The organism is Lysinibacillus sp. DFXJR4, from assembly GCF_057196045.1.
Genome location: NZ_JBXUNW010000005.1, coordinates 84,435 through 98,046, shown reverse-complemented (window position 1 = coordinate 98,046; position 13,612 = coordinate 84,435). Strand labels below are relative to the sequence as shown.

General features: G+C 36.9%; 15 protein-coding genes and 1 pseudogene. 8 read left to right on the top strand and 8 right to left on the bottom strand.

Annotated elements, in window-relative coordinates:
* Positions 1-453: hypothetical protein (locus AC2CGN_RS13135; protein WP_484514271.1), on the top strand; the 453-nt coding region annotated here is incomplete at its 5' end.
* A 60-nt stretch (positions 454-513) separates the two neighbouring features.
* Here the strand turns inward: AC2CGN_RS13135 and AC2CGN_RS13130 are convergent.
* Both AC2CGN_RS13130 and AC2CGN_RS13125 read right to left on the bottom strand, forming a co-directional pair.
* Positions 514-954 (bottom strand): GNAT family N-acetyltransferase, encoded by a 441-nt coding sequence (locus tag AC2CGN_RS13130; RefSeq protein ID WP_313373218.1) that lies wholly within the window; start codon positions 952-954, stop codon positions 514-516.
* Positions 955-1,070: 116 nt separating this feature from the next.
* On the bottom strand, positions 1,071-2,168 hold the full coding sequence (locus AC2CGN_RS13125) for a glycosyltransferase family 4 protein (RefSeq protein WP_484514269.1): 1,098 nt from the start codon (positions 2,166-2,168) through the stop codon (positions 1,071-1,073).
* A gap of 258 nt (positions 2,169-2,426) precedes the next feature.
* Between AC2CGN_RS13125 and AC2CGN_RS13120 the strand changes: the two genes are divergently transcribed.
* Genes AC2CGN_RS13120 through AC2CGN_RS13110 form a run of 3 tightly spaced genes read left to right on the top strand, consistent with a single transcriptional unit; the run spans position 2,427 to position 4,949 of the window.
* Complete coding sequence (locus AC2CGN_RS13120) at positions 2,427-3,026, top strand: glycosyltransferase family 2 protein (protein ID WP_429982211.1); 600 nt, start codon at positions 2,427-2,429, stop codon at positions 3,024-3,026.
* A 43-nt stretch (positions 3,027-3,069) separates the two neighbouring features.
* Positions 3,070-4,098 (top strand): polysaccharide biosynthesis protein, encoded by a 1,029-nt coding sequence (locus AC2CGN_RS13115; RefSeq protein ID WP_429983992.1) that lies wholly within the window; start codon positions 3,070-3,072, stop codon positions 4,096-4,098.
* A complete protein-coding gene (locus tag AC2CGN_RS13110) occupies positions 4,095-4,949 on the top strand; it encodes an SDR family oxidoreductase (RefSeq protein WP_429982212.1) in 855 nt (284 codons plus the stop codon). Before AC2CGN_RS13115 ends, AC2CGN_RS13110 begins: the two co-directional genes overlap by 4 nt.
* Positions 4,950-4,998: 49 nt before the next feature.
* Here the strand turns inward: AC2CGN_RS13110 and AC2CGN_RS13105 are convergent, their stop codons facing one another.
* From AC2CGN_RS13105 to AC2CGN_RS13095, 3 genes are read right to left on the bottom strand one after another with little or no spacing between them, the layout of a single operon-like run.
* Entirely contained in the window at positions 4,999-5,754 is a 756-nt protein-coding gene (locus tag AC2CGN_RS13105; protein ID WP_484514267.1) for an alpha/beta fold hydrolase, read from the bottom strand.
* 17 nt (positions 5,755-5,771) lie between these two features.
* Positions 5,772-7,010, bottom strand: a complete 1,239-nt coding sequence (locus tag AC2CGN_RS13100; protein WP_484514265.1) for a DNA polymerase IV — start codon at positions 7,008-7,010, stop codon at positions 5,772-5,774.
* Positions 7,011-7,058: 48 nt separating this feature from the next.
* Positions 7,059-8,456: an aminotransferase-like domain-containing protein gene (locus tag AC2CGN_RS13095; RefSeq protein ID WP_484514263.1), complete on the bottom strand. Its 1,398-nt coding sequence runs from the start codon at positions 8,454-8,456 to the stop codon at positions 7,059-7,061.
* 129 nt (positions 8,457-8,585) lie between these two features.
* Here AC2CGN_RS13095 and AC2CGN_RS13090 point away from each other — a divergent pair, with 129 nt between their 5' ends.
* Positions 8,586-9,749, top strand: a complete 1,164-nt coding sequence (locus AC2CGN_RS13090; protein WP_484514261.1) for an aminotransferase-like domain-containing protein — start codon at positions 8,586-8,588, stop codon at positions 9,747-9,749.
* A 51-nt stretch (positions 9,750-9,800) separates the two neighbouring features.
* On the opposite strand, the gene AC2CGN_RS13085 is transcribed toward AC2CGN_RS13090, so the two are convergent.
* A complete protein-coding gene (locus AC2CGN_RS13085) occupies positions 9,801-10,355 on the bottom strand; it encodes a helix-turn-helix domain-containing protein (RefSeq protein WP_484514461.1) in 555 nt (184 codons plus the stop codon).
* Positions 10,356-10,471: 116 nt separating this feature from the next.
* On the opposite strand from AC2CGN_RS13085, the gene AC2CGN_RS13080 reads away from it, so the two are divergent.
* Positions 10,472-11,062: a LysE family transporter gene (locus tag AC2CGN_RS13080; protein WP_484514259.1), complete on the top strand. Its 591-nt coding sequence runs from the start codon at positions 10,472-10,474 to the stop codon at positions 11,060-11,062.
* A 55-nt stretch (positions 11,063-11,117) separates the two neighbouring features.
* On the opposite strand, the gene AC2CGN_RS13075 is transcribed toward AC2CGN_RS13080, so the two are convergent.
* Positions 11,118-11,240 carry a hypothetical protein gene (locus AC2CGN_RS13075; protein WP_283868523.1) on the bottom strand — a complete coding sequence of 41 codons (123 nt, stop codon included), beginning with the start codon at positions 11,238-11,240 and terminating at the stop codon, positions 11,118-11,120.
* A gap of 786 nt (positions 11,241-12,026) precedes the next feature.
* Between AC2CGN_RS13075 and AC2CGN_RS13070 the strand changes: the two genes are divergently transcribed.
* Both AC2CGN_RS13070 and AC2CGN_RS13065 read left to right on the top strand, forming a co-directional pair.
* Complete coding sequence (locus AC2CGN_RS13070) at positions 12,027-12,206, top strand: hypothetical protein (RefSeq protein WP_484514258.1); 180 nt, start codon at positions 12,027-12,029, stop codon at positions 12,204-12,206.
* Between the two features lie 73 nt (positions 12,207-12,279).
* A pseudogene (locus AC2CGN_RS13065) lies at positions 12,280-12,567 on the top strand (transposase); the annotation flags it as partial.
* Positions 12,568-12,728: 161 nt separating this feature from the next.
* Here the strand turns inward: AC2CGN_RS13065 and AC2CGN_RS13060 are convergent.
* On the bottom strand, positions 12,729-13,442 hold the full coding sequence (locus AC2CGN_RS13060; protein ID WP_484514256.1) for a hypothetical protein: 714 nt from the start codon (positions 13,440-13,442) through the stop codon (positions 12,729-12,731).
* Between the last annotated feature and the right edge of the window lie 170 nt (positions 13,443-13,612).

Genomic DNA, 13,612 nt, shown 5'->3' with positions numbered 1-13,612 from the left:
AGGGAAGCCGAGCTCTTTGACTTCACACCTGAGCGTATTTTGAGAGAAGCCGAGCTCTTTGGCTTTTCACCTGAGCGTATTTTGAGAGAAGCCGAGCTCTTTGGCTTTTCACCTGAGCGTATTTTGAGGGAAGCTGAGCTCTTTGACTTCTCGCCTGAGCGAATTTTGAGAGAAGCTGAGCTCTTTGGCTTTCTACCTGAGCGTATTTTGAGAGAAGCCGAGCTCTTTGACTTCTCACCTGAGCGAATTTTGAGAGAAGCTGAGCTCTTTGGCTTTCCACCTGAGCGAATTTTGAGGGAAACCGAGCTCTTTGGCTTTTCACCTGAGCGAATTTTGAAGGAAGCCGAGCTCTTTGACTTTTCACCTGAGCGAGTCTGTTGGGTACCTGTGCTTTTTGCCTCCTCACCCAAGCGTGGCTTGAGAGAAGCCGAGCTTTCTTCTCTCCGATCTTAGCGTTTTTCTTATACTTAAATAAAAGCATCTTCGTCCGTAACATGACGAGATGCTTTTTTCTTAATCAAAATATTTTACGTAATTACAATATTGATCTTGTTTCATATGAAGATTTTCGTATAGCTTCCGTGCATTAATATTATCCGCGGCTGTTTGAAGTGTGACATAACGAGCGGATTGCTGCTCACAATATTGAAATACCTTTTGCATTAATGCTGTGCCCACCCCTTGGCCCCTTGCATCTTCCTTCACATATATATCATTTAAAATATATGCACGCTGTAAAGCAATGGAAGAAAAAGTAGGATATAATTGCGTAAATCCAACTGCCTTGTCATTCTCTACAGCCATAAAAATAACGGATTCCTTTAAGGCCATTCGTAATTGTAAAAATGCCTTTGTACTGCTTTGATCTGATTCAATCCCATAGAATTGGCGGTATTCATCAAAAAGCATTGCTACCTCTTCTAATTCATTCATAGTTGCTTGAAATATGTCCATGCTACTCTCCCCTTATGTCTACCCATGATTGTCAAAAAATATGAATCTAGCTCTCATTATAAAGGAAATTATGGGATAAAGAAAAGAATTCTCCACTAACTCGAGCAAGTCTCACATTAAAGGGGCTTTTCCTGTAAATATTCAGCAACTTTTTTCACTATATGCTTCCAATTTAATTCTGTTCTTGCAAACGCTTGGAGCTGCTCACATGTATCTGCTAGTAATTGCTCCTGCTTTGTTACTTGCTTTAATGTTTGTGCTACACTTTCCCAATCATGTGTTGGGAGAATCATACCAAATCGTTGATGATGGGTAATATCAGCGGCACCATCAACATCGGTCGTCACGATGTAACAGCCGTTTTTGGCTGCCTCTGCAAACACGTGTGCATAGCACTCCACGAGAGAGGTTAAACAAAATATTTTAGCCCGCCTGTACTCCATTTCTAATTGTTCTTTATCATAAATAGGTCCTATCATAATTACTTTACTTCCTATTGGGCTTCCATCCGTAAGATTTCGTATTTCCTGCTTAAAATCCTCTGACATTGGACCCACTAAGCGCAGCTCCCAATCTGAGAGTTTTGCGGCTAAAAATGCTTTAACGGCTAACAGAGTCTGTTTCTCAGGAGCATCCAATCGACCTACCATCAGTATCCTATTTCTCTTCTCAGTAAACAAAACAGGCTCTGTTTGGAACAACTCATAATAACCATTTGTTACATGCTTAATATCCAAATTCAAAAACTCAATGATAGATTTTTGAATGGCTTCACATTCCGAGGAAAGAACATCGCAAAGCTGAAGCAATTCTGGAAAATATGGATAGGTTTTTAATCGATTTAGCCAAAAACGATTCACATCTAATTTCATGTAAATCTTGCCATTTGGATGACAATTTTTATAGGTTTTTAAGATAGATAAATAAGAAGGATACGGACCTATAGCAAAAACAATATCAATTTCCTCGGCATGCTCCTTTAAATAGTTATTCATATTTGCCACATAATCATCTTCAAAAGGAATGTGCTGAAAGGTTACAGTTGGAAAGGTCTCTTTCAACAAGGCTTCATTTATTTCAGTCGTTAAAATTGTAACATCATAGCCTAGGTATTCCCCTAATAAAATTGGAACAAGACAAAGATCTTTGAAAATATGTGCATCAGAAAGCTTGTAGGATTCCACGCTACAAATAAAAGCAATTTTCTTCGACATACTATCCCCCTTAAATGGCGTGCTCCCCCTACTTTATGAACTAGTCATTATGAATGTGAACAGATTAGTAGGCTCAGGAAAATGAATAACAGCGCCTCTAGCAAATAGGCCACTCATTTTTATATTCTCTCTCTTATTAATGTAAGCAATTGCCTATGAAGTAACTCTTTACAGTGCATATTGTAATAAAGAATCCTTTACAATAGCATCCTTGCAAAAAACCAGTAAAGTACAAATCCAAAAGAATTGAGGGTTTCCATGAATATTAGCTTCTTATCCCCTGCCTATAATAGCGCGGAGTGGATTGTAACAATGCTTGACAGTATCCCAAAAGAATATGCCTATGAAATTATCGTTTGTGATGACGGCTCTACAGATCATACATTAGCACTATTAAAAGACTATCAAAAAGGCTGTCCTGCTTTAAAAATTATTGCCCATCCATGTAATCTAGGAGCGAGTGTAGCTTACAACCGCTGTATTGAAGAGGCTACGGGCGATTATATTGCCATCATCGATAGTGATGATCATTATTTGCCAGCTATAAGCAATGTGTTAGCACAGGTAGATGGTCAATATGATATTTATTATTACAACATGCTAACAAAGGCTGGTTATGCATTCATAAAAGATGACTCCAATCGTTATACATTACCTGGGCAATTTAAAATTATTCGAAGAAGTTTAATAGGTGATGCGAAATTTACTATAAGAAAAGATATTGCTGGGGATTGGGATTTTAACTGTGCTTTAATGGATAAAAACCCCACAAGCAAATATACAAATGAATTAGCCTATTGGTATAACTTTCCGAGAGAAAATTCTGAATATGATTTACACCGAAGAGGCTTAAAATAACAGCATTTTCAAAATTGATTGAGGAGGTGTGACAGTCAAAACAATGTTTAAAGATAAAACTCTGTTAATCACTGGGGGCACTGGCTCTTTTGGCAATGCTGTATTAAAAAAGTTTTTAAATACCGACATTCAAGAAATTCGTATTTTCTCTAGAGATGAGAAAAAACAAGATGATATGCGTAAGCTCTATCAGCATCCTAACCTAAAATTTTTTATTGGGGATGTCCGAGATATTCAAAGCATCCATAATGCGATGTATAATGTCGATTATGTTTTTCATGCTGCTGCTCTTAAGCAAGTTCCTTCCTGCGAATTCTTTCCTTTAGAGGCTGTGAAAACAAATATTCTAGGAACAGATAATGTATTAACCGCTGCTATTCAAGCTGGTGTACAAAAAATTATTTGCTTATCTACGGATAAAGCTGCCTATCCTGTTAATGCGATGGGCATTTCCAAGGCAATGATGGAAAAAACCTTAATTGCTAAATCAAGAATGGTTCATCAAGATCAAACATTGATCTGCGGTACACGATATGGGAATGTCATGGCTTCACGAGGCTCAGTTATTCCTTTATTTATCGAACAAATTAAATCCGGAAAGCCTTTAACCATTACAGACCCAAAAATGACGCGCTTTATGATGACCCTTGATGAAGCGGTAGAATTAGTTTTATACGCCTACCATCATGCTGAGAACGGAGATATTATGGTACAAAAATCTCCAGCAGCCTATATCGAGGATTTAGCTCAAGCGTTACTAGAAATTTTCCAAGCTCAGAATAGCATACAAACAATTGGAACACGGCATGGAGAAAAGCTGTATGAGGTGTTATTAACAAAGGAAGAGGCCGCAAAAGCCATTGATATGGGCAATTTTTATAGAATCCCTGCCGATAATCGCGATTTAAATTATGAAAAGTATTTAGAAGAAGGCTCGCCGAAAATAACATTATCAGATGAGTATAACTCTAATAATACAAAAATACTGACAGTAGCTGAAATAAAAGAAAAATTACTAAAGCTCCCTCTTCTGCAAGAAGAACTACAACATTGGACGGGAGGAAAGCCTTGAAATATTTAGTGCTTGGTGCTACTGGAATGGCAGGTCACATCATTTCCATCTATTTGTGTGAGCAAGGGCATGATGTGACAACCTATTCTAGAACTGCCTTTTCATATGGAAGAAATAGAACCGGGGATATAACAGATCCTATTTTTTTACGTTCACTTTTACTAGATGATACCTATGATGTTGTCGTCAATTGCATTGGTATGCTTAATAATGCCTGTGAGATGAATCAGAAGGAAAGCATCTATGTCAATAGCTATTTACCACATGCCATTGTTTCGTTATTGGAAAATCGTCAAACGAAGCTTATTCATCTAAGCACGGATTGCGTATTTTCAGGAAAGGCGCCTCCCTATCAGGAAAATAGCCTGCGTGATGGGGAAACCTTTTATGATCGTACAAAGGGATTAGGAGAAATCGAAAATTCAAAACACTTAACATTGCGTAATTCTATTATTGGACCCGATATGAAGGTGGACGGTATTGGCCTCTTCAACTGGTTTATGAAACAGCAAAACATGATGAACGGCTATACTGGCGCGATTTGGACGGGAGTTACTACTCTTACGCTAGCAAAGGCGATAGAGAATGCACCATCTGAAGGAATAACAGGCATCTATCACCTTGTTAACAATCAGAGTATTTCAAAGTACGATCTTTTGCAGCTATTCAATAAACACTTTAAGGACAATCAGGCAAGCATCCATGCATGTCAACTTCTGAACGTCGATAAAACGCTTATTAATACTCGAAACGATTTTTCATTTGTTGTCCCTAGCTATGAGGAGATGGTCATTGAAATGAAGCACTGGGTAGGAGCGCATAAGGATTTATACCCTCACTATTTTAAATAATGAAAATTTTACTGAATCTACTAGCTTTAAAAGTTATGTAGGTTCTTTTTTAATGAATAATTTTTCCTTCTGGTAAGCGCCCCTCTTTCATCCAATATTCAACAAAATGATTAAAGAATGTTGGATTTGCGAAAGATACACCATGGCCAATATTAGATAGCACAACACCCTTACAATTGGGATTACGATTTACTAGCAGTCTAGCAGATTTTTTCATAATTCCCTTTTCCCTTTCACCAACGGTCACCAAAATCTGGCAGCTAACTTGAGAAAAGTTGTCAGGGATTGCAAAGGACATATTTTCTTGCAGAATATTCGTAAGTGTTTCTATTTTTATTTTTAAACTATCTTGATAATACTGCTGAAAATATTCTTGATTTATATACAATGCTTTAGCTTGTAGCTTTGCGAATGATTTATTTTTTATGAGAGGAAAAGATAATGTAATGAATGGTCCTATCAGCTTTTTTGTAATTGGAGAAGGTATAACTAAAGCACTGTTAATAATCGCATTATCTATCAATTGAGCATTTAAACTTAGCATTTTTACAATAATTTGTGCACCTAAAGAAAAGCCGACCACTGTGACATGTTTACCTTGTGCTTTTTCTTCTATTATTTTTAGAAGTTTCCTGGCACATTCTTCAATTGAAAAATGCATATCGTCACCTATTAATTCTGGCACAACACAGTGAACGTTGGAAAAATGTTGGATTTGTTTATCCCACATCCATCCCCCAACGCCACCACCATGAATAAACATCATAAAAGTGGTATGTTCCCTACCATATTCTTGATAATCCATAACCCAATCCCCCAATACTACTCATGATCATCTAAAAAATCTTTACTAAAGCTCGTTTGTGATTGATAGCTTGAGCGTTTGCCCATATCAACCCCTCGCTTAATAATGCCCTTCCCAAAGCGTGCTTCGATTTCATCAACAATTTTTATTATAGGTTCGTCCTTGATATGCTCTTCAAAATTGAAAATAGAAAGCTGCTGTGAAAAATCCTTACGATCCACAACATTTGACACTGTCACTCCTAATAATCTAACAGGTGCCTCATCCCAATGCTTATCAAAGAGTTCACAGGCAACTTGGTAAATTTCTTCAAAGCGATAAATAGCATTGGATACCGTTTTTGAACGTGTATGATTATGCCAATCTGCATCACGGATTTGTATACTTACTGTTGAACCCGCCAGACGTTTGGCATCTAATCGTTCCGCAACCTTTTGACAAAGTCCATCAATTGTTTTATGTAGAATCCGAATGTCTACTACATCCTCTGGTAAGGTTGTGGAGTTGCCGACACTTTTTGTATCAAAAATGGCATCTGGATCTACCATTCTTGAATCCTCCCCATTCGCCCTAGCACGGAGACGTACACCATTCTTTCCTAAAATTTGCTTTATCGTATATTCCTCAGCTTTAGCTAAATCGCCAATTGTAAAAATACTGTGTGCATTTAATTTTTTGGCTGTACTAGTCCCAATGCCATGCATAGTAACAACCTCAAGAGGCCAAAGAATTTGCTCAATATCTCGAATTCGTAATACAGTAATGCCCATTGGTTTTTTCATATCAGAGGCTGTTTTTGCCAAAAATTTATTTGGTGCAATACCAATAGAGCATGGTAAATCAAGCTCTGTATGTATTTGATCTTGTATTTCCTGGGCAATATTAAATGCATGTCGCTCCTTACTTAATTCAGTTACATCCATATACCCCTCATCAATAGAAACAGGCTCCACTAAATCGGTATAGCTACGTAGTATGGTAAACATCTGCTTGGATGCTTCACGATACTTTTGAAAATCTGGTGGTAATAACAATAATTCGGGACATTTTCTCAATGCCTCATGAACTGTCATTGTTGTGTAAATCCCGAGAGCCCTTGCCTCATACGAGCAGGTGACAAGAATACCACGGCGTTCTTTTGGGTTCCCCGCAATCGCTATAGGCTTACCCTTTAAGCTTGGGTTATGTGCCTGTTCAACTGAAGCATAAAAACTATTCATATCTATATGAAAAATAATACGCCCTTTATGCGTCATCCTATCACCACTTTTCCTTACATAGCCCTATTATAAGCCTTCTTTCCTTTAATCAACAAATGTATAATCTCCATTGCTTTCAAGTAAATCCTTCAAAATAATGAGTGCCTGTTCAAGCTGATTCTCCGGTGCAGAAATGGCTAGTCGAACTGCGTTGATCGGTTTCGCATTTCCCACTGCAAAACGCTCTGCAGCATACACCTGTACACCAGCCTTTGCTGCAAGCAATTCAAACTGTACACCTGTAAATTTATCAGGAAGTATAAGCCATCTGAAAATACATGCTTCACCCCCTAAAATATTGTAATTACCTAGGTATTGATTAACCAATGCATTTTGTTGCTTTGCATACAACTTGTGTTTTTCTAAAATCGTTTCTGCTACACCATCATGAATCAATCTTGTGGCAAGCTCAAGCATCATTGGTGATATGGAAATATTGATATTATAAAGCGTCTCCATTATTCTTTTTCGCAGTGCTGAAGGTGTAACGATATACGATAATCGTAATCCAGGTGATATGGTTTTAGACAAGCTAGCAATATAAATAACTTTTTCTGGTGCATAGGAAGCTATCGGTGCAAGAGGCTGCTCCTTTAAAAAGCTATAGATGGCATCCTCAATAATAATTAAACCTGTATCCCTTGCTACTTCTGCAATCATTCTCCTTGTTTCTAAAGACATTGTGTGAGTAGTTGGGTTGTGAAAATCTGGAATTACATATAAACCTTTGATATGCTCATTTTTACAGGCATATAATAGCCCCTCTCTGGTTATTTCACCATCCCTTTGCTGTATTGCTACTAGTTGGATGCCTAACATATTGGCAGCTGTTTTTATCCCAGCATAGGTGATAGGGTCTGTGCCAATTCTATCTCCTGCTTGGAACAATGCAGCTAATGTTGCGACAATCGCATTTTGTCCTCCAGCCCCAAGCAAAATAGGCTGATCCGTTTGGAAATTGACTTTTTCTAAAAGCTTTAATGCTGCCTCATTTTGCCACACATTTCCTTCAAGACGTCCATATTGAAAAAGGTTATTAAAATTAGAATCACTCATCATCTTTTTCATATAACGAGTAATGTCTTCATTTACATAGTTATCTGGCAGAACAGAGCCCATTTCAATCATATGTGGGGAATGACTAGTGGGTAATAAAATTTTATTGGTTGCGGCATCGGAGGACACAAATGTTCCACTTCCAATCGAAGCATAGATGAGCCCCTTTTGACCACAAAGTTTAAAAGCTCTTGTGATTGTACTTAAATTAACATCTAAAAAGTCAGCTAATTCCCGTTGCGGGGGTAGCTTTGTCCCAGGCAAGAGCTTCCCGTCCTTTATATCTTGTTCAAGCTGTTCAGCTATGGCTATATATAATGGAGCCGAAATATTGCTGATATTTGGTCTCCAGCTCATTGGATACTCTTCAAATGAATTTACTGGCATTCTCTATGCTCCTTTTCTCGTCACTTTTGCATACAATATTTTAATTGTCTTGCATACAATGATAATATTGTATGCATATGATTTCAATGCTATAATTTTTAAAAAATCAGAAAAAAGGAACGATTAATTATGCAATATTCAGAAAAAATCTTAAAAACACCTTCTTCATTCATCCGCAACATCTTGAAAGTTACAGACGCAGAGGACGTTATTTCCTTTGCAGGGGGGCTTCCTAACCCAATCTCTTTCCCGATCGATGCGTTAAGAGCATCTGTCGACCATGCCATCACAGAAAATGGTAGTCGATTATTCCAATATTCTTCTACTCAGGGATACGCACCATTACGTGAGTACATTGCTGCAAAATACCAACGACTACATGGATTAGATGTTCACGCTGATGATGTCTTTATTACTACAGGTTCACAGCAAGCTCTAGAATTAATTGGAAAGGTATTGATCAACAAAGGAGACGGCATCGTTATTGAAGAGCCTGGTTATTTAGGAGCCATACAAGCCTTTACTTTAAGTGAGCCAACATTTTATGGTGTAACTCTCGAAAATGATGGTCTTAATTTAGAAGAATTAGAGAAAGCCCTACAACAGCCAAATGTAAAATTTATTTATACAGTTCCAAATTTCCAAAATCCAACAGGGCTAACGTATTCTAAAGAAAAACGTCGGCAGATTTGCGACATCATCTCAAAATATGATGTGGCGTTAATTGAGGATGATCCATATGGAGAATTGCGTTTTCAGGGCGAGCCACTGCCATACATCGGTGCAGGCAAATTAGAGAACAGCATTTTACTTGGTTCTTTCTCTAAAACGATTACACCAGGAATGCGTCTAGGCTTTATCATTACAAAGAATAAAGAGCTCATGCAACATATTGAAACAGCAAAGCAAGCAACTGATCTACACACAAATATTTTTGCTCAATATGTAATTTATGACTATCTAGCAAACAATGATTATACTGAGCATGTTCAGAAAATTATAACATTATATAAAAATCAAGCTGAAGCAATGCTAGATGCGATGCAAGAGTTCTTCCCGGCACATGTGGAGTATACAAGACCTGAGGGTGGTATGTTTATTTGGGCTACGATGAACAATGGTGCATCAGCTCTTGATGTCTTCCACAAAGCAATGGAGCAAAAAGTAGCATTTGTCCCTGGTGACCCATTCTATACAGCAAAAACGGGAGTAAGTACAATGCGTCTTAATTATACAAATGCAACCCCTGAAATTATTCGTGAAGGCATTAAACGATTAGGCAGCATTTTATAATCTACAACAAAGAAACCGTATGAGCTTTTTAGATTCGCTCATACGGTTTGTTTATATAGGATAATAGATTGTCATACTTAATCGTGTTAAAGACTGACTCGGATTAAAATAGGAATGTGGCAGATCTGCTTTAAATCGAATAGAGTCACCAGTTTTTAAGGTGTATTGCTTGTCATTGATCGTCAATGCTAGTTCCCCATCAAAAACCGTGATAAATTCTTCTGTCCCATCTCGATGTACCTCGGCAATTAATTTTCCCTGCTGGTCAATCTCCACAGTATAAATTTCAAAGCGGCTCTTCTCCTGAAAAGGAAAATAAGGATATACCCTATACCTTCCTTTATCCCCCGTTAATACTTGTACATCCTCTAGTAAAATTACCTCTGTTTCGGGTTGTGGTTGATTAATAAGTGTCGTAAATGATACCTTTAGACCATTTGCAATCTTCCAAATGGTTGTGAGCGTTGGGCTCGATTCCCCTCGTTCAATTTGCCCTATCATCGTCTTACTTACTCCACAAAGCTGTGAAACTTTCTCTAGGCTTAGCTTTTCCTTCTCTCGAATAGCTTTTAAATTTTTTGCAAACACAAGATGAATTTCTTCTATCTTTAATCACCCCTTTAACATGTACAATATAACGTACATTTTATATAATAAAAAGTACGAACGTTATATTGTTTATTTTGAACATTATAACATACTATCAAATAGGAGGGACTACAGTGCCATTATTTTCTTTTTTAACTTTCGTTGTCATTACAAGTTTTACCCCAGGTCCTAATAACTTTATGGCCATGCTATTTGCCAATAAACAAGGTTTTACAAAAACGATTCCCTTTTCTCTCGGAGTCGGTGCGGGCTTTTTTATGCTGATTGGTTTATGTAGCTTTTTTAATATTGCCCTGACAAATATTATGCCTTTTATAAAGTTACCCTTGACCCTATTTGGGGTTGGCTATATGTTGTATTTAGCCTTTAAAATAGTAACAAGCAAAGCTAATGATCTTGAAAAAGAAAGCAGCAACAACAGTCATTTATTTTTAGTAGGTATTTTATTACAGTTTATAAATCCTAAAGGGATATTGTTTGGCATTACTGTAGTAGCAACCTATATCCTCCCTTATTATTCTTCATATTTTAGCTTTTTTCTTTTCGCTGTATTTTTAGGAATCGTTGGCATCCTCAGTACAAGTAGCTGGGCTCTATTTGGTTCAGCTTTCCAAAAAATGCTTCATCAATATCGGCAACCCTTTAATATCATTATGGCTCTTTTATTGGTCTATAGTGCGATTTCAATTCTTGTTCAATCGTAGCAAAAAACAACCCTTCTCGTACGCTATAGCGTCGAAAAGGGTTGCCCTCTCAAATTTATTTTGTATATGTTAAAACGGCATTTTTTTTGAATTTAGCCAATGCTTGTGTAGCCTCACTTTTGTTTGTGTATTCAAAAATTCGAACATCTTTTTTATCAAATACTGTAATGACCCACATAAAAAATTCTCCCTTCAAACTTGTTTTTTTGTATTTAACAATCACCGAACAATGTGATACTTCCTGTAAACTATTTTTATCATTGCCTTACCTGATTCTTATTTTACGCTGATTTTTGTAAAAATAAAGCCTTATGTGAAGCCCTTCACAAACTGTTCAATTTCAAAACGCTTTCATTGAACATTTTGTGAAAAGCCATGTTTTTTAGGCATAAAGTGGAACTTCAATGTGCGAAAGCACCATACGTTTCTTCCTCTATCCAACAGTTCCTACTGCTATTTCGTCTTATAAAGAAAAACCGTATAAACGCCTTTTCCACGACAAGTTATAAAAACGGAAGAAAAAAGATCACCCATCACGGTGCTGCACCCCAAAAGTTAGAGTAATAAATCTAACTTTTGGGGTGTTTTTGTATGGCGTAATAGCTAAGGTTTTAAATTAAAGATTGTTCAAGAGTATTTAAAAGGGAATTTGGGATACTTATTATTAGCGCAAAAATACGGTATTCCATCTCCAACCCCAATCAAACATTAGGTTAGGGCTTATAAAGCTTTTGGAGAAGAAGGTTTACAACGGAAAACAAAGCATGAAAAATATCCTGTTCAATTCAAATGAAATGGTTTATGAAACAAACAGGTGCTTCTTACCAAGATACAGGAATACTATTTAACATGAATGATCCTAGTTTAATCGTAACTTGGAACAGTAAGTTTTTAAAAGAAGGAGTAAAAGGCCTGAAAACATGCGAAAGGAAGGCCCTCTATGTCTTAAAAATCAAAAGCTACAGTGACAAAAGCAGAAAAAACAATGTCTCGTGAGGAGCCGTTAGAACGTGAAAATGAACTACTTCGTCTAGAGATTACGTATTTAAAAAAGTTGAAGGCTTTTCGAGAGAACCTGGATGCCTTCCTCGAAAAGCACAAGCAGCAATCGCCTTTGAACTCAAAGAAGAAGGGTTCCGATTAAAAGACATCATTAAACAAGTCGATATTCCAGAAGCAACATATCACTATCACATCAAGCAAGAGCAGCCTAAAAATTTAACACGATAAAATTAGCGATTCGTTCATTAAAAGAAAGTGAGCAGCCATTAATTCATAGCGATCGAGACTTTCAATATACATCACACGGATTTAAGCGAATCATCGATAAAGCAAAACTGGTACAAATTATGTCACGTGTAGGTCGATGTATTGATAACGGACCGATTGAAGCATTTTGGGGCACATTGAAATGTGAGAAGTATTATCTACATAGGTACGATTCATATGAAGAGTTAAAAGTAGCGATAGATGACTATATTCATTTCTATAATCACTATCACTAGCAGAAAAGATTAAACGGCTTGAGCCCTTTAGAATTCAGGAATCAAGCCACTTAATACATTTTTTATTATTTCCATTGTCTACTTGACGAAGTGCAGTTCACATTTTTATGAGCGCCTGGTCTATTTGATTCTTGAACTATATATATCTTTTTATTGCTTTTCTAATATTTTTTTGAATGCTCCATTTCCATATTATATATTTTGCAAAATTCCTCCCTCTTCATTTCTTCTAGAGGGGTTGGATAATACCTCCAAATGCCTCTTGAAGTGCCCATCACACGCTGACCGCCAATATTCAGTTCATATTCTTCTCCATAACCTGTCGTATAAGCAGTTGTAATATTTCCGTATTTGCTATTAAAACCTTTGACCTCATCCAAACCAGACAATATATCGACGAGTGTAAAGTTTATTGGATATGTCGGTTGTTCTTCTTTTGCTTTTTGCAGCTCTTTTTCTGCTTGTTTGTACAAGGATTTTCGGTCTGGTGAAACATCAGAAATATATTGTATAGATAAATAGTCTTTCATTCGCTCTATACGATCAGATTGTTCATAGTTGTTTGAATACCTCATCATGGCTTCACGCTGTGCTACGCTTTTGATTTGTTCGAGCATCTCTTCATTTGATAACGTTCGCCCGCCTTTTGTAGGAATCCTACTCCAATCTGGTGCGGAAATGGAACTAAATGCTGAATAGCTCCTTACTAAAGGACTTTTTACTTCCTTCATCGAATAGCCCCACAAATCCCCTTTACCTGAAGAACGAATAAATTCGTCTGTTTTAGTAGTTGGCAATGTTGTATTTTTTGTCGTATTTCTCTGATGCGCATTTTCAATAAAATTACTTTGTGTTTGTCCAACTTTCCCTATCATTTTCTAACCACCTTTTTTATCTTTGTGATTTTATCGACGAAAAAGGGAAATATTTGAATTTAAAATAATTACCAAAGCGTCGTTTTAGAAGATTTTTCACTTAGCGTTGTAAATCCTTTTAGAACAACGTAAAAAAGAGAAGGATGATTTAATTACCAAGAAAGCTAAAT